Origin of the sequence: Kordia algicida OT-1 (assembly GCF_000154725.1) — a bacterium.
Classification (GTDB): Bacteria; Bacteroidota; Bacteroidia; order Flavobacteriales; family Flavobacteriaceae; genus Kordia; species Kordia algicida.
This window is the reverse complement of the sequence record NZ_DS544873.1, coordinates 3,854,494-3,872,257: the sequence shown is the minus strand read 5'-3', so window position 1 is coordinate 3,872,257 and position 17,764 is coordinate 3,854,494. Positions and strand designations below refer to the sequence as shown.

Annotated in this window: 15 protein-coding genes; 2 read left to right on the top strand and 13 right to left on the bottom strand. The window is 34.2% G+C overall.

From position 1 onward, the window contains the following. The 12 genes from KAOT1_RS16555 to KAOT1_RS16500 all read right to left on the bottom strand — a co-directional run bounded on the left by KAOT1_RS16555 (position 1) and on the right by KAOT1_RS16500 (position 15,923). Positions 1-612: an acetyltransferase gene (locus KAOT1_RS16555; protein WP_007096018.1), complete on the bottom strand. Its 612-nt coding sequence runs from the start codon at positions 610-612 to the stop codon at positions 1-3. Further along, the gene (locus KAOT1_RS16550) at positions 605-1,210 is read right to left on the bottom strand and encodes a sugar transferase (RefSeq protein ID WP_007096017.1); all 606 of its coding nucleotides are present in this window, start codon (positions 1,208-1,210) and stop codon (positions 605-607) included. The genes KAOT1_RS16555 and KAOT1_RS16550 overlap by 8 nt, the downstream gene beginning before the upstream one ends. Next, a complete protein-coding gene (locus KAOT1_RS16545) occupies positions 1,210-2,454 on the bottom strand; it encodes a glycosyltransferase family 4 protein (protein WP_007096016.1) in 1,245 nt (414 codons plus the stop codon). The genes KAOT1_RS16550 and KAOT1_RS16545 overlap by 1 nt, the downstream gene beginning before the upstream one ends. Continuing rightward, entirely contained in the window at positions 2,455-4,335 is a 1,881-nt protein-coding gene (locus KAOT1_RS16540) for an alginate lyase family protein (RefSeq protein WP_007096015.1), read from the bottom strand. A gap of 40 nt (positions 4,336-4,375) precedes the next feature. After that, positions 4,376-6,490 (bottom strand): bi-domain-containing oxidoreductase, encoded by a 2,115-nt coding sequence (locus KAOT1_RS16535; protein ID WP_007096014.1) that lies wholly within the window; start codon positions 6,488-6,490, stop codon positions 4,376-4,378. A 73-nt stretch (positions 6,491-6,563) separates the two neighbouring features. Then, positions 6,564-7,751, bottom strand: a complete 1,188-nt coding sequence (locus KAOT1_RS16530) for a hypothetical protein (RefSeq protein ID WP_007096013.1) — start codon at positions 7,749-7,751, stop codon at positions 6,564-6,566. Further along, positions 7,748-9,103: a hypothetical protein gene (locus tag KAOT1_RS16525; RefSeq protein ID WP_007096012.1), complete on the bottom strand. Its 1,356-nt coding sequence runs from the start codon at positions 9,101-9,103 to the stop codon at positions 7,748-7,750. Before KAOT1_RS16525 ends, KAOT1_RS16530 begins: the two co-directional genes overlap by 4 nt. Next, positions 9,104-10,336 carry an O-antigen ligase family protein gene (locus KAOT1_RS16520; protein ID WP_007096011.1) on the bottom strand — a complete coding sequence of 411 codons (1,233 nt, stop codon included), beginning with the start codon at positions 10,334-10,336 and terminating at the stop codon, positions 9,104-9,106. Next, positions 10,337-11,455, bottom strand: a complete 1,119-nt coding sequence (locus KAOT1_RS16515; protein WP_007096010.1) for a glycosyltransferase — start codon at positions 11,453-11,455, stop codon at positions 10,337-10,339. Between the two features lie 15 nt (positions 11,456-11,470). Then, positions 11,471-12,976, bottom strand: coding sequence for a hypothetical protein (locus tag KAOT1_RS16510; protein ID WP_007096009.1), 1,506 nt, complete (start codon positions 12,974-12,976; stop codon positions 11,471-11,473). A gap of 120 nt (positions 12,977-13,096) precedes the next feature. Further along, the gene (locus KAOT1_RS16505) at positions 13,097-13,972 is read right to left on the bottom strand and encodes a hypothetical protein (protein ID WP_157560159.1); all 876 of its coding nucleotides are present in this window, start codon (positions 13,970-13,972) and stop codon (positions 13,097-13,099) included. A gap of 10 nt (positions 13,973-13,982) precedes the next feature. Then, entirely contained in the window at positions 13,983-15,923 is a 1,941-nt protein-coding gene (locus KAOT1_RS16500; RefSeq protein WP_007096007.1) for an alginate lyase family protein, read from the bottom strand. A gap of 186 nt (positions 15,924-16,109) precedes the next feature. Here KAOT1_RS16500 and KAOT1_RS16495 point away from each other — a divergent pair, with 186 nt between their 5' ends. Together KAOT1_RS16495 and KAOT1_RS16490 are read left to right on the top strand one after the other, a co-directional pair. Continuing rightward, positions 16,110-16,565 carry a 6-pyruvoyl trahydropterin synthase family protein gene (locus KAOT1_RS16495; RefSeq protein WP_040560134.1) on the top strand — a complete coding sequence of 152 codons (456 nt, stop codon included), beginning with the start codon at positions 16,110-16,112 and terminating at the stop codon, positions 16,563-16,565. A 102-nt stretch (positions 16,566-16,667) separates the two neighbouring features. Next, positions 16,668-17,432 carry a UDP-2,3-diacylglucosamine diphosphatase gene (locus KAOT1_RS16490; protein ID WP_007096005.1) on the top strand — a complete coding sequence of 255 codons (765 nt, stop codon included), beginning with the start codon at positions 16,668-16,670 and terminating at the stop codon, positions 17,430-17,432. A gap of 91 nt (positions 17,433-17,523) precedes the next feature. Here KAOT1_RS16490 and KAOT1_RS23035 read toward each other — a convergent pair whose 3' ends face one another. After that, positions 17,524-17,730 (bottom strand): hypothetical protein, encoded by a 207-nt coding sequence (locus KAOT1_RS23035; protein WP_157560157.1) that lies wholly within the window; start codon positions 17,728-17,730, stop codon positions 17,524-17,526. Between the last annotated feature and the right edge of the window lie 34 nt (positions 17,731-17,764).

Genomic DNA, 17,764 nt, shown 5'->3' with positions numbered 1-17,764 from the left:
TTATTCGTTGTTGTACTTTTTTATTTTTCCTGGATTTCCGACCACGACTGCATAGTCTGGCACATCGTTGATGATAACAGCACCTGCGCCAATGGTTGCCCATTTTCCGATCGTGATGTTTGGAATAATGATCGCGCCCGCGCCAATGTGCGAACCTTCTCCAATGTGTACATTTCCTGTAATGGTTGCATTGGGTGAAATGTGCACAAAGTCTTCTATTTGGCAATCGTGCTCAATAATGGCAGCAGTGTTGACAATGACGTGTTTTCCAATAGTAGCATCGGCATTGATGTTGGTTCCATTCATAATAACCGTTCCTTCTGCAATAGTTGCCGTTGGTGAAATGATTGCCGATTTGTGAATGAGCGTTGTAAAGTCGTTTTTGATTTTTTTGCTGATGACTTTTCGGATTTTGTTGTTTCCGATGCTAATCACAAATTTGTTTGCTTCGTAATTCGTCATTTTTTCAGACATAACAATAGGAACTTCGTGAAGATTTTCACTTTTTGGATAGTCATCAATAAACGCTTCTACTACAATATTTGCACTTGTAGCAACGTCTTTGACCACTTTTCCATGTCCGCTTGCGCCGAATAGACAAATTTTATTCATTTCCTGTAAATTTTACCGTAGTTGCTTGATTTTCTGTATTAATATCTTCTGATCGCACTACTTTTATAATGGTTTTGAATATGATTTTTATATCGAGTATGAAGCTTAGATTTTCTACATACCACACATCGTATTCAAATTTCTTTTTCCAACTGATGGCGTTTCGTCCGTTGACTTGTGCCCAACCTGTGATTCCAGGTTTTACGTCGTGTCGCTTTTTTTGTGTTTCGTTGTATAAAGGTAAGTATTCTGGCAATAATGGTCTTGGACCAATTAAACTCATGTCACCTTTTAAGACATTTAGTAATTGTGGAATTTCGTCTAGCGATGTTTTTCTAACAAAGATTCCTGCTTTGGTTAACCGATCGGCATCAGGAAGCAATTCGCCGTTTGCTCCTTTTTTGTCGTTCATGGTTTTGAACTTGATTACCTTGAATATTTTTTCGTTTTTTCCAGGTCTTTTTTGGAAGAAAAATGGTTTTCCTTGATTGTTTATCATCAGAATGATAAGCACAATGATAAATATAGGACTCAGCAAGATGAAACCTATGAAGGCTAGGATGAAATCAATGATTCTTTTTAGAAAATGACGATACATTAGTTGAGTATTCCTTGAATTTTGTTTGTGTATTCTTTTGCTAGTTTGTCTCTGTCAAAATGTGCTTTTGCAAACGCATAACCATCTTCGCCCATTTGCGTGATTTCCTCAGCACTTTTGTTGGCGAGTTCTTTTGCTCCTCGTACAATGTCGTCAATGTTTTCTGGCTCTACATATACTCCACATTGTGCATCATTGACCAATTCTCGTGAAACTCCATCAATTGCCAATAGGATTGGACGCTTGCACGACATGTAATCAAACGTTTTGTTGGAGTAAATTGTTTTAAAGGTATCTACTTTTTTTAGTACCGAAGCGCCAACATCAGACGCAAGAATGTATTTGAATACTTCTTGTTTGGATACTGGATCTCTGAAAATTATATTGTTTAAGTTTCGCTTTTTGGCTTCTTCTATTAATGCTTCTTTGCGCATTCCTGCACCAATGAGTTGAAATACAATGTTGGTGTCTGTTAATTTTTCTGCAGCTTCTACCAACTGAATTAAGTGATTGGCAACGCCATGTGCGCCAACATACGTAATAACAAATTTATCACTTAAACCTAATTCTTTTTTGAAAGCTGCTGCATCAAAGTCTTCCTGAATTTTTTCCGCCAAGGTAAAATCGGCTGCATTTGGAATGAAGATTACTTTTTCTGCAGGTATGTTTTTTTCATTGATGAGTTTGTCTCTAAACGCTGGCGTCAGTACGTTGATGAGTTTTGCTCTTTTGTAGATGAATTTTTCAAACCAATATGCAAATTTGATGATGATTCCACTTTTTAAAACACCTGTATCTATCGCTGATTCTGGCCACAAATCTCGAATTTCAAAGACAAATGGGACGCGTTTTAGTTTTGATAAGATATACGCTGTAATTCCTACGAATAATGGTGGCGATGTTACGACAATGACATCGTATTTTCCTTTTGTTTTGAATAATCCTGCGTAAATGCTTGAAAATACAAATGAGAAATATGCCCAAAGTCTTCCTATAAAACTTACATTGTAACTTTCAGATACGTGACAACGCAACACATCTACTTTGTCGTAGAATTGTGCGTCTTTGTAGGTAAATTTTCCTTTGTAACGAGCTGCTTTTTTTCCTGTGGTATAATGCACCATTCCTGCGAGCACAGTAATATCATGTCCTTGATTTGCCCATACTTGCGTCATTTCGTTAAAACGCGATCCGCCGCCATCTCCTTTTTCTAAGAAATACTGATGAATTAGTAATATTCTCATCTATTGTTTGATACGTATTGTAGTGTTAAACACATTTTTTTCACTTGCAAATGTAAGTCTTATTGCCTTTTCTTTTACACCATAATATCCAGAAAACCATTTTTCTTCGGTCAACGGTTCAATTTGGTTGCCGTCTTCATCTTTTGTAATGATTTCAATGGCATCTAAATGATCGGGATGTAAGTGCCAATATTGGTAGATTTTCCTGTTTCCTTTGTTTTTGATATGATCGGTAACTTGCCACGTATTTTCTCCTACAGGTTTTGTTACGTTTCGCGTGTGTTGTATGTTGCTTCCGAGTTGTTTGAAAGCATTGATTGTTCCTTCAAAAGTAAAAGAGTTATTTTCTTTTTTTAGACTCGCTTTGGCTTTGTTTATCCAGTAATACCAAATAAATCGTCCTCCTTTTTGCATTTGATCGGCTTTGGCTATACTTACCGTATTGTGACCTTCTGCACCATTGAAATAGTTGACAGTGTCCAATCCTGCGTTGTATTTGTAGGAACCTGTGTCTCGTAAATAGTTGATTCCGTTTGCCCAAATATCTAAGTGTAGGTTATCTGACTGAAAAGGTCTGTCTTTGTACGCACCACAACGAATAAAGGTTTTTGTGTTTCCATCTTGCGAAATGTAATAACCACTTTTTTCAAAGGTATTTATTGCTGGCAAAGCTGGTTGAGACTTTATTGTTGGTTGAATTCCGTACCAAAGCGCACTTTTTGAGTTGTGATGTGTGTAACCGTGTAATACAGCGCGTAAATCGTCTAATTGTGATGTGTATACTCGGTAATCGTCATTGGTAAGTTTGAAGAATAATGCACCATCATTGGAACCGTAGTTTGGTAGTTTTCCAGTGACAGGATCTGAACATACATCTAGAAAATCAAGTGATTTTTGAGCACGATCGTAAACAACGTTATCAAATTCTTCATTGTGTAATTTTGCTAGTTGAATTCCCCAAGTTAGCAATTGAATGACAACTCTGTGATAGTTCATTGAGAATTGCAAGAAAGTTCCATCTTCATAGATTTGATAGGCAATTTCCTGTTCAAACCATTTTTTCCCTTTTTTGCTCCATTCATCTACGTTTGGAAAGAACGGAAAGAGTTTCTCCGAAAGGTATAACATTAAGGTTTCTGTAATGGCATGGTTGTTACGCACGGTAATTCGCGAAAAGTGAATGTTGTGATATACGTGGTGAATTTGCCAATAGATATTGTGCATTATTTTTTGAAATAATGCTTCTGTTAAATGTTCAGAATCTTTGTAATAGTAGAGTGCGAATGTCCAATTCATCACACGCAAACTTATTTCCTGACTGCATTTGTAGTTTGGTCCTTGATTGATAGGGTTTTTTGTGATAAAGTCTTCTATTTCACTGAAAACAAATGCTGATTGGTCATCTTCAAAATGATAGTCATACCGAATTATGTCATATAGGAATGAAAAACGTGCTTTTTCCCATACATATTTGATATCGCCAGCTTCTTTGGACAAATCTTTTACTTCCGACCAATGTTTTTTAATGTTGTAGCGATATTCTGTAGATGGATTTACCATCCAATTGTATTCGGTTCCGAGTTTTATTTTTGTTTTGTTGAAAAACGTAAAGATTCCCTTTTGGATTTCTTGATGCGTTTCGGCTAGGTTTTCATCTTTTTCTTTAGGTAAGTTGGGAATGTTTTTTCCGTAAAAGAAAAATGCTGGTAAGTCGTTTCTCCAGTTTTCTAAGCTAGTGTATTTTGAAGATGTTGGTTGTGTTGGAAATGCTTTTTTTTGCCAACCAAGTTTTGTTTTTATCGTATAGAAGATTCTAAAAAAAAGATAGCGCAAACCCATGTTTGAGATAAGATTGGCTATCCTTTTTATTTTTTGAATCATGATTTATACTTTTATTTTTGAACGTAAATTGTGTGATTATCTATTCGATATCAATCCACTTCCCTTCTTTTAAACTCTGTATTGCTGCAAAACTTGCTTTGGTTACGTTGATTAATTCGTCATAAGGAATTAAAGCAATGTCACCTTCTTTTATTTTGTTGACGATAGCACCAAATTGTGCTTTGTGTCCTTTGTCTAGTTTTGTTTTTAGTTTTGAAAAGCCTTTGGTGCCGTAACCTGTAGTTTTGATAAAGTTATCCATGATAAGCGTTTTCTCTTGTGAGAAGACTTCTAAACGTTCTTTTGCATACGATTTTGAACCGTTTGCAAAGTAATTGACAACTCCTGTAGAGCCATTTTCGAGCTTTACCAAGATAGAAGCATTATCGGTATTTTCTGCTGGATTTTCTCCTAAAGCATTCATACAAACCGATTTGATTTTGCTTCCTGTAAGGTATACAATTAAATCTAAGTAGTGACATGCTTCACCGATGATTCTTCCACCACCAACTTCCATATCGTGTACCCAAACTTCTGGTGGAATTGCGCCAGCATTCATCGTTGCAATGACATTCATGGGTGCGTCTCCAACCAACGATTTTATTTTTTGCGTATGCGGAGAGAAACGGCGATTGAAACCAATCATTAATGTTCCGTTACTTTTTTGGTAACTTGCTTCAATGGCTTCTAATTCTTCATGGTTTAATGCCAATGGTTTTTCTACAAAGACGTGTTTTCCTTTGTCTAAAGCTTTGGTTACCATATTTGCGTGCAAGTTGTGACGCGTTGTTATCATTACTAAGTCTACATCTTTGTCATCTAATACTAAATCATAATCTGTAGTACTTTGTGCAATGTTGTGTTTTTGTGCAAGTGCAGTTCCGTTAACGCCACCTGAAGATACGATGTGTTTTATTTGCGCATCTGAACCTTTCAAAGCTGGCAATAAGGTCATTTTTGTGAAGTTTCCTGCGCCAACCAATCCGATGATTCCTTTGGCTGGTTGCAAGTCTTTTTTGTTGACTACAATGGTATTTTCAGGCTTAGTATCTTCACTGTATTTTATGATGGAAGCAATGGATTTTGAGTTTCCGATGTCTCCGTATATTTTGTCGTATTCTTCTAAAGGAACAACTTCTGAGATTAGACTTTGTACTTCTAGTTTTCCTGTAGAGATGAGTTGTAAAACCGTTTCAAAATTTCGCTTTTCTGTCCAACGTACAAATGGTAATGGATAATCGATTCCTTTGAATTCGTAATCATCGTCATATCTTCCTGGTCCGTAGGAACATGATACTTGAAATGTGAGTTCTTTTTCGTAGAACTCTGCTCTAGAAATGTTTAATCCGATGACTCCAACTAGCGTGATTCTTCCACGTTTTCTACTCATTTGCGCCGCTTGCGAAATGATATCGTTGGTTTTGGCAGAAGCTGTAATTACGACACCATCTGCTCCAATATTGTTGGTTTGATTTAATACAAATTTTACAGGATCATTTCCTTTTAACGGATTGAACGCAATGATTCCTTTTTCTTTGGCGATTTCAACTTTTTTATCGTCTAAATCGTATCCAATTACCGTACAACCGTTGGCAACAAGCATTTCTGCTGTTAAAAGTCCAATAAGTCCTAAACCAATGACAACGATTGTTTCTCCCATCGTTGGATTGACCAAACGAATTCCTTGCAATCCGATAGAACCAATTACAGTAAACGCCGCTTCTTCATCTGAGATATTATCTGGAATGTGCGCGACTAAGTTTTGTGGTACAGAAACAAACTCCGCATGTTGTCCGTTTGACGCTACACGATCGCCAACTTTAAAATCGGTCACACCTTTTCCAACAGCAACAACTTTCCCTACGTTACAATATCCTAATGGAAGTGGTTGTTCTAGTTTGTTGAAAACCGTTTCTATGGTTGGCATCAACCCTTCAGTCTTTATTTTATCCAACACCATTTTTACCTTGTCTGGTTGTTGTCTAGCTTTTTGGATTAAAGAAGCTTTTCCAAATTCAACCAACATACGTTCTGTTCCAAGTGAAACAAGGCTTCTTGTTGTTTGAATAAGTACTTGTCCACCTTTGACACGTGGAGATGGCAATTCTGCTAATTCGGTGACTCCAGTTTTAAAAGACTGTAATATTTGTTTCATCTGTTTTCTGATTTTACAAAATTTGTGCAAACTTACTTTTAATTCAACACAAAGCCAACAAATTTAGTAATTATCAGACTTGTGCACCATTTTTTGGCAACATTATGTATTTCGCTACAACATAAAGAAGTATAGCTGCGGTGACATTTAGAATTAATCCACCTGAAATTAAACTTGTAATAAAGGCTATAATGATTAAGTTTCGCTTTAAGAAGTTTCCACCATTTAGATAGCTTGAAACCACGTAGAGATAGTATACAATTCCTGCAAATCCTAAGAAAATGTATAGATCAATGAATTCAAATTCTACTTTGTATTTATCGAAATCCAATCCGCCAAATATGTAGTTGAGAAATGACCAATTTTCATCAATATAGTCTATTGCTTTTAAGAGTAATTGATCTCTATACGAGAAGATTGTAGAAACCAATCCGCTTTCTTCATAAATCATGGTCCAAAATGGCGATCTGCTTAGCAAAGCTCGTATGATAGCATCTTTAAAGAATAGAAAAACTATAAATCCTAAAGGTAATAGTATGCGGAATATTTTTTTGAATCGGTTATAATGTACCAAGTGTATAATGCTGAGCAATAATAAGAATAGCATCATTTTCTTTTGTCCTAAACACAACGAACATGCAATGAAGAATAGCAGTTTGAAAAGATATGTTTTGGTATTTTTAGAAATCCAAAGGTAATAGTTAACGATGATCGCTATCATATACATATAACTAGCTTCTCCTGGTTTTGAGAAAAAGCCTGATACGCCAAATCGCGTGGTATATTCATACGAACGAAATACTTCAACATGAAAGATGTATCCTACAAGTAGCGCAATGGTATTTATGTATAGGAAATATTCAAAATAGCGGTATATTTTTTCATACGTTTCTTTTTGTAACGGTACTGTTTTTACAAAGAGTATGAATATGAGCACATACATGTATCTGTTAAAAAAATAGATGTTTCCGCTAGATAGTTGTGTCATAAAATCATATCCTGATTCTTGTAGCAAAAACTGACTGATGATGAATGATATGGTAAATGCGACAATAAACCAAAAGGTTCGGAATGGTTTTTTGAAATGTACTATAATCATTCCCACCATAATAGCTTCAAACAGTAATTTGAGCATGCCAGAGTATCGGTAAAATGATTTTGGAGCTAATTTGAACACAAGACTCGTCACAAAGTCACTAATGAGAAATCCCATTAAAAAAACAATTACAATTGTATCTATGTTTTTTTTAATAAAATTCATGGACGCATTTTTATTTTAAAGTTTTTTTGCAAAAACATCCATGCAACCATGAAGAAGAAGAAACCATATCCAAGTAGCGATCTTGCCAAACTTGCTTGTGATAAGTAGTACGCAAATACAAAACAGAAAATGATAAAGATGATGTTAATGTTGTTTTTTTCAAGTCTGTTTAAAAATGCATCTAAAGCGCTTAGCAATAATCCTAAGATGAAGTTTCCTGTAAAGAATCCGTAGTAACCAAATGCACCATAAAAATCTATGATACTATTAATGGCTAATGAACCTTCTTTTTTGTTTCTAGTAAAATGATTAAAAAGAACTTTACTGTCAGGATATAATTCATACCCAAATATTTTACTAAACATTCCGATGTTGGTCAGCGCATAATGATCTTCTACCGCAGGAAAGTAATGTACATAACAAAACGCAGGAATTGCCAAACGACCAAATACACGTGTTAGTACAATTTCTGTCAGTGTAAAAAGTCCTTCAAAAATATTGTCAAACCTGTATGTCGTAGCCGAATAATATAGCAGTAATAGTATTGAGAATAAGGAAGCTAAAACAAGGATAGTTCGGCGACGTGCTTTTCTTTTTTCTTTTTTTGTTCGAATGCGCTTTTCCTTGATATTAATGTATTTTTTGAATACAAATGCAGCTACCGTTAACGATAATAAGAATAGAATTAACGGACGCTTTTGAAATAATAGCAAGATGAGTAAAAACGATACTAAAAACAATCCGATGAATAGCAATCTACTCATCAATGTTTTCTTTTTCATCATTAAGAATAACGCTACTATGGTTAAAAATGGCAGTAAGTTATACGTAATGACTACGTATAAATAATTGGAGGTAATTCCACGGCGTGATTCTAGCAATGCAACAGGTTGTCGCCCAATGAGTCCGTCAAATAATCCCGTGAGTAAGACATCTCGTTTTATCAATAAGTAAATGAACAGAAAACCAAATATACCAATGAGCATAAAGTAAAAGTTTACATTACTCAGGTTGTTTTTTATGGGCGTTTTTATTCTGAAATGATCGATACATTCTACACGTTTATACATTAATAACATTCCAAAAACATAGGAATATAGCACTAGCATTAATCCGCCAACGGCAAGCAATTGTGTTTTCACAACGTCTGCATCCGTAATAAGCTCTAATTGAAACGTCCAAAAGGTTCTACCTGCGTACATTCGCATAAAAGGAAACATTAAAATTCCAATAATCGAAAAGATGCATGTAGCAATAAAAAAGATGCTTATTGTATTCCACCGAAAGATCATCTTTCTAAATAGAATGATATGAAACAGCAAAACAAATATGAGTACGTATGTAATCGCCATTTATTTTTTTTGGTATTGATAGTATAGCAAATAATTGAAAGTTGCAAAGAAGGTAATTCCCCATTGCCTGCTCAATATGTTTTCTGTAAAACAACAGACCATTATGATGATGGTGAAGCAAAAGTAAATATAATTATTTGTTTTGATTGCGTGAATGAGCGAATACGCAAAAACGGCTAGAAATAGTCCCAAACCGATAATTCCGAATCGCATTAAATAATCTAAATATTGATTGTGCACATTGCTACGAATGCTGATGTTTTGTTTTCCAAATTCGGCATGCAAGGCTTTTTTAACATCGCCGGTTCCTGTACCGATGAGGTAATTTTCCTTGATGACAGGAATGGCAGCACTCCACATACGTGCTCGAGTTTCTTCTTGCGATCCGTCTCCTTTTTGTAATTCCATCATTCTATCCGTAATTCTACTGACTGACAGGTTTAAATGTTGACTTGCAAACCATCCTGAAGCCACTAATAATACTACTGAAAATGCTAAGATTGCAAATAGCTTTCTTTTGATAAGAATGTATGCCAACGAACATAAAATAAGCAATGCATTGAGAATGATTGCCGTTTTTGCGACCATTTGCAACAAAAACAACGATTGAAAAGCAATGAGCAACAATAACAAAATAATGGCGTAATATTTTTTAGTACGACTCAAATAATCTAGAATGATAACATGCGAAAACATGATGTACATTCCAAAGTATGCATTGTGCATTTCAAAGAGTTTGGTTAACTCTGCACCTGTGTATCTGTATGAGAAAAACAATTCTAAATCGAGCGGAAAAATGTCACTTTTGTAAAAGAAACGATAGAGTGTATGCAATTCAAAAGCGAGAATAAACCCAAATACAGCAATGACGTAGAATTTGAGCAATAATCCGATGTTTTTTACACGATATACCGAGTAAAACAACGGAAACAATACAAAACTGATTTGTCGTGTAATGGTGTTAAATCCTTTAGAATAGTTATCTGTATACAGCATTCCCACAATATTCAAACCATATAAAGCCATTAACAACCAAAAATAGGTGTTGGTTTTAAAGTTTACTTTTTCATCAGGTCGAAAGAGTACAAATCCTTGTACAATCATCAATGAAAAGATAAATATCGGATTGATTTTATCGAGCGTAAATGTGGCGACAACACCTAAAAGCAGTATAAAAACAAAATCAATATTGTTTTTTTGAAGAAATTGGGTTGCGTACGTTTTTAGTTGCATTTAGTTGATTAAGAAAGATTCTAATTCTTCATAGTCTTGATCTCCAAAATACATATTTTGAGGTAATGAAGAAAAATTATTTTGTAAACGGTCAGAATTTAATGATAAATAGCGCACTGCATCTTCCAAAGCATTTGTTTCTTTGTAGTTTACAGAAACGCCAATACCTAATTCCATTACAATTTCTTCAAGATACGTTTCTTTACTACAAATTAGCGGCACTTTGTAATACATACACTCGTATAATTTGTTTGGCAATGCCAATCGGTTGTTCAGTGAAACCTGATCGATATCGTATACCAAATAGATAATATCAATAGAATTGTAAATGCGTTGTGCATCTGTAAACGTATTGTACGGTCCGAAATACGTAATGTTTTTATATTTTGCTGCGTATTCTTCCACAATATGCTGATAATGTCCTTTTCCATGAATATGAATGTCTACTTCAGGATGATCTTTGTAAGTTTCAAATAACTTCACATATTCATCTTTACGCAACAGTAAACCAACAATACCGATGATCGTTTTTCCTCCTTGCTTTTTCTGAATATTTGGATCATTTTTTTGTGCTACCGAAAGCATTTTATTTTCTAAAATGAATACATCTTTCTTAAAAAATTTCTCAAAATGATATGTATAATACTTTTTAGAAGTAACAATGAGCTTGTCAATATGCTTTTTGTAGAGATATTTTTCTAGCGATCGCATGCGTTTGCTCACAAAACTATCGTTGAAGACAAATTCGCGTAAATCTGAAATTTCGATGGCTAATTTTGGCTTGTTGTTTTTCTTTCCAAATTTAAAACTCGCCATTAAATATAAAATGATGACATCAATATTGTTTACCAAAGCGACATCAAATTTTGAATCTTTGATGACTTTTCTAATCTGTTTGATGGCTTTGATGTATACCCAAATTCGCTTCAAAGGTTGCGATGCATTTGGGACGCCGCCTAAGTTGTGACGTATAACACTTTTATCGATTGAATCATCTAACGTAGCTAGCGTTGTTCTGTGAAAGTACACCAAACTTACCTTGTGCTTTTTTGCCAAAAAGTTAATTTGCTTTACAAATCGTGGATTTGGCTGATGCGATATAAAAAATAATATATTCATGATGCTGTCGCGCTGTTATTTTCCTCTTTTTAATAAAACATTGATTGTTTCGCTAATGAATTTAACTTTACTAAAAAATAAAATTCCTGCGTATATAAGTGCACTTGCTATGACACAAATAATACATGCAATGATGTTTGGATACATGGAGTTGACATAAAAATTCATCGCAAAAAGTACTACTCCAACGATGATTAATATTTCCATGCGGTAATATTTATAACTGTTAAAATCTTTTCGACACCAATACAAAGTTGCTAATCCAAGTACCACAAAACCAATCATTAATGAAAATGATAAAGCAAATAAGTTTCCGTAACTATCACATAATGCATAAAATAGAATGACGTGACACGCAATGGCAAATAAAATACTATACAAATTGAATGGTTTGAAAAATTTGATTTCAATAATTCCTTTGAGTCCGTGAAATATAGAATACGGAATCAGTCCAAATGCAAGAATTTTAAACGCGTATAATACATTTACAATACGATCGGGATCAGAAATCCAATATTCAATCAATACATTCAACCAATTATATAAAATAATTACCAACAAAAAGGTGGAATAAATAATGGTTCCTGTCATTAAGTTGACTGCCGTTTTTTGACGTTCTTCAGAATTATTATTTCCAACAATAACCGATGAAAGTTTAGAAATAGGTTGCAATACAATGAGTACAATCCGCGCCAGCGTTAATGCCAATAAAAACGCCGTAATATCTTCGCTTGAACCTGTAATCATAAATGCACTTACAGTGAGTAAAAACATGTCTGAAAATGTCATCGCAGAACGTGGCAAACCATATTGAATGAATTCTTTTCCGTACGCTTTTATTTTTGCTATGGATGGATAATTGTATATTTTTTGTTGAATAATGATGTAGAGCATCAACGAAAGTTGTATAATACTCATCAAACTTAAAGCATAGATTAAGTATTCACTTAGATCAATTTTTACAACTATTAAGTTTTCAATTTCACCAGCATTCGTCGTCATGGCAATATATCTGATTACTAATAAAAGAATCAGACTTGCATTCATCATGTTTATTACGTTGTAGAAAAATACTTTTCGCTGTACCAAAAAATACGGTTGTACCAAATAGCTCAAATGAATGATAGCAATATACCAAACGGTAAGTAGCAAATAAGGATCAAAACTTTCTGCACCTTCAACTTCATTATAAATTAATTCTCCTAATTCTCCTCCAAAAGCGAAATAAAGTATTGTTAGCACAATGCAACTACAAACCCAAATAGTAAACGAAATAGCGAAATAGGTTTTTATTTTGTCTTTGTCGTCTTTGTTGATACTCGCATAGCGAATCAATGCCTGCGAAGTTCCTAACTGACTCAAATTGGTAAATGTTGGTACGACACGTCGCATTACCAAAAAGACACTCAATGCTAATGCCGACAAGAGATACTCAGCTTCTTTGATGAGCCAAAAATTCAGTAATACATTTAAGACTGCAAATCCTGTACTAAAAAATAAGTCTTTACCGAGTTTGTTCATTACCGACGGAGATTAATTAGGTGTTTTCCAACTACAAAACTAATTTATTAAAACAAAACCACAATTATTAAGTGGATTAATAATTGTGGTTTGTCTGTTTAGTTTGAAGATTTGCTCTAATTATTCTGGAAATTCCTCGTATTCTATATAAATTATTCCAGGAATCCAACCAGTACTGGGTTGGATTTCAATTGGATAATCTTGGTCGTTATAAATTAATGTCCATGAAGATATTTCGTAATTACTTTCATCAAGAGTTTGAATGCAGTTGTTGTAAAAAGATTTAGCTGTATCTAAAAATTCGAATTCTGAAATAATATCATAATCATTATAAATACTCCAACCATCGTCCCATATATGGTTAGGTAGCTTTAATAACAATCTACTACGTGAATCTATATTTTTAAACGGATGATTTTTATCATCATAAATGAATTTAAAAATATAATTACCATCATTTAATATATTTTCTCTTTCATATTTTCTGAGATTATTATTCACATCATAAGTATAATATTCATTATATAGAACAGTCCAAATTACCTCACCGTCTGATTGTTTTCCTTCATAGTTATTTTCTATTATTTGATTTAATGAATTATAACTGTAAGAAGATATGTTTAGCGGCATCGATGAGAACCAAGGCGATGTTCCATGCTCCATGACTAAACCATTTTCAAAAGTTATATCTAGTGTTCTTTCAATACCATAACTATTTTCTATTACATCAATGGAAGTCAAATTGTTTATATTATCAAAATTAAACTCATAGGTTCTTAGTAAAACATTGCTCACAATATATTGCTCGTCTATAATATATTGCTCTATTTTAACAACACGATCTTCATCGTATTCAAATAACCAATAAGTACCTCCTTTTGAAATTTTTGAAGGTCGTAATACTGTGTTTTGTTCTTCTTCCGCAACAGTATCATCATTTGACGAACACGATACTATAAAAGCAAAGAGAAAGCATAATGCAATTAGTTTTTTCATGTGTAAATTTTTAATCATTTTCTTTTTCAATTATAAATTGCAGGGAACTTTTCCCCGTTATTTCAGTTTCCAAAACCACTTTTTGAGCCGTGACTTTAGATCCGTAATTGTAACTTAACGTGTAATTTTCAATACGAACGGTTGTAGCATTGTCAACCGTTATTTTTGAGGAGGCTTTGTTATTCTTTATAAATATAACATTCTCCTTAATTTCTAAGACAGCTTTCTCGTTAAAATGTAAGTTTCTCGTGATTTTATGACTTGATTCACAGTCAATTTCATCGATACAGCTCATTTTGAAACCACTTTTATCAATTTCAAACCTTCGTTTGTGTGTTACCGCATCTTCCAAACGTTGGTAACCTGCATGTTTTCCAGAAATAACTACTTTTTCTTCGGAAGCTTCACAAGAAACCTCAAAAGGTTGTGCAACATCACTAATTCCCCAATTTCCAACCATTGGTGCCATTTCTTCATCATCAACCTGTAATCCGTTGTGATATGCGGTAGATTTCATTTTGGTTTTCAACGCTAAATCGCCTGTATAGGTGTAACAACCTGGATCGACAATGATATTTTCTTTGTCAAACATCAACTCAAAACTAAACAAATCGTTATGTCCGTGTCCGCCGCGACCTTTCATTCCTACTTCGCCAACATCGGTAATAAAATAGTTTTGCGCGTCTTTTACCGTGATAAATCCGCCATCTTTATAATGATACGAAGCAAAAGTATCTTGTGAAGTCGAACTCAAATTCTTAACGGCTTCTGTTCCAAAAATTTCATATACAGAATGATACTTTTCTTTACTAATATTTAAGCGTTTATCTTGGAAGAATACACTTGCCAATTGCAACATATTGGTATGATCGTTCAACGAAACTTGATCGTTTTGCAACACAGAAGCACTATCGTTGTCACCAATAATTGGCGTTAACTGATCGGGTTTTGTGACATCACGTGTGAATTCGCAGGTGTTTTTTAAAATTTGCAAGGTGTTTTCCTTAATTTTCAATCCTGCGCGTTGCATCACGAGAAACGAGATGAGGTAAAATTCTACCACAAGTCTGTGATACGGAATTGATTTTTCAAAATTCACACCATCTTTTATAAACTGTAAATGAAACTCTTTTTCGGTATGTTTTACAGCGTAGTTGTACCACGTTTTTGCTTCCGAGTAGAAATCTTTAAAAACGCTTCCTAAAAGCAACAATGCCGTTAAATTTGCCGAATAATGATTTCCGCGAACATCGGTATACTCTACATTTCGCCACAAGAAAATTCCGTGAAGCAACAAAATTTTATTTAATAAATTAACAACTTCGTCGGTATTTGCAGCTTCTAATAAAATTTCTCGCAATTGAATCAAATTTATCGTTCGCACGGAAACTTCCATCGGATACCAATTCACAGAAAAACCTATCGGATTTTTCACTTTCCAATCGGCTAAAATCGACTGAATATAAGCCAATTGCGTTGCTTTTTCTTCCAGTTGATACGCGCGTGCTACAGGAATCAGAAAACTCAAACGCGACAATTCCCACGGAAACTTTACATCAAACTCTTTGGCTTTGTTTTTTTCATAAAAAGAATAGCTTTTAAAGTATTTGTTTTTCCATTCATAATCGGCTCGCCAATCGGTATGCCATGAAATGGGTTGTGTAAACCTATATTCCACATCAAAAACGGAAATGTTTCCATTCATAATATGTTCGGCATCTAAAATAGTCTGCTGTTGTAATGCTTGATGAATCTCAGATGCTTTAAAATCTGTAGCAAATAATAAACTCTTTGCCTTCCAAGTTTCTTTTGATTTGCTAACTTCTTGATGAATTTTTGGTACAATCTTTTGCCAAAATTTCGTCTTTACATACATTTTCAACTTTACAAGCTGTACAAATCGATACCAAACCACGGGAAGCGGTTTTGATAGAATGGTTTTTATATTCATATCAGGAAACTGTCAATCTTCTTAAAATATGGTGCAAATGTATTATTTTGATTTTTGAAAGCTGGTTTTGTTTGGAAAAAAGTGCAACTTTAAAAACTTTATGCTGAGATAAAAATAGATTGCTTCTCTTTACAGGAAAGACAAAAGGTAAAAAAAACTATCTTTGCGCATTAATTGAAAATGAAAATGAGCAAAATTCGCATTACAAAGCAATTTAATTTTGAAACTGGTCATGCATTATATGGTTATGACGGGAAATGTAAAAACGTACACGGACACAGTTATAAACTTTCTGTAACCGTGATTGGAACGCCAATTACAGACAATACGAATGTAAAATGGGGAATGGTGATTGACTTTAGCGATCTGAAAAAAATCGTAAAAGAAGAAGTTGTTGATGTATTCGATCATGCGATTGTTTTCAATAAAAATACGCCACACATTAACTTGGCGATGAACATGCGCGAAGAAGGACACAATGTAATCTTAGCTGATTATCAGCCAACAAGTGAAAATATGGTGATTGATTTTGCTGAAAAGATCAAAAAAAGACTTCCTAAAACGATCAAATTGTTCTCGTTGCGCTTACAAGAAACCGATTCGTCATGTGCAGAATGGTTTGCAAGTGATAATGAAGCATAACTTTATACTGAATTTGATTCAGCACTTTTTTATTAAAACGATTTGCTACTAAGAAGAAGATTCCTGCGAAGGCAGGAATGAAAGAATTGCTATATTTACACCATGAACATTCCCGAAGGAAAAAAAATATACTTCTCCTCAGACAATCACTTAGGCGCGCCTACGGCAGAAGCGAGTTTTCCTAGAGAGAAAAAATTTGTGGCTTGGCTGAATGAAATTGAGCACGATGCAGCCGCTATCTTTTTGTTGGGTGATTTGTTCGATTTTTGGTTTGAATATAAAACCGTAGTACCAAAAGGATTTGTACGAACGCTTGGAAAGCTAGCAGAACTTCGCGACAAAGGCATTCAAATTTTCTTCTTCGTCGGAAATCATGATTTATGGATGAATGGTTATTTTGAGAAAGAACTCAACATTCCTGTATATCACAAACCAAAAGAATTTACTTTTAATAATACAACATTTTTTATTGGTCACGGAGATGGTTTAGGTCCTGGAGACAAAGGCTACAAACGCATGAAAAAAGTATTTACCAATCCGTTTTTCAAATGGTGTTTTCGTTGGTTGCATCCTGATATTGGTGTCCGAATTGCGCAATATCTTTCGGTAAAAAATAAACTCATTTCTGGTGATGATGATGCTACGTTTTTAGGAGAAGACAACGAATGGCTGGTACAATATTCTAAACGAAAATTGGAAACCAAACACTACGATTATTTTGTATTCGGACATCGTCATCTACCGTTAGAAATTGACCTCAACGAAAAAAGTAAATATGTAAATCTAGGCGATTGGATTCAGTATTATACATACGGTGAATTTGATGGAAAAACGCTTTCTTTGAAGAAATATGACGCAGATTCTTAGACTGCTTCGCTTTAGATTTCAGCTTTGCTTTTTTAGATCATTAGATAGTTAGCTTTTGTTGTATTGATTGGTACATTCTCAAATTGATACATTAAACAACCGTCACTTCGAGTATTTTTTCAAAGAAAATGTATCGAGAAGTACTTTGAAAACCATAGGTTTTGTCATTCCGAAGTTCAGCATGACGATAGGTTGAGTGAAAATCTAAGAAATTTCTGTTTACAGAAATTAAGTCTAAAAGCGAAGTGTGTCTAATATCTAACAGCGTCAGCGGTCTAAAATCAATCAGTTTATTCATATAAGAACATGCTTCTTTATGTATCACAACCTAA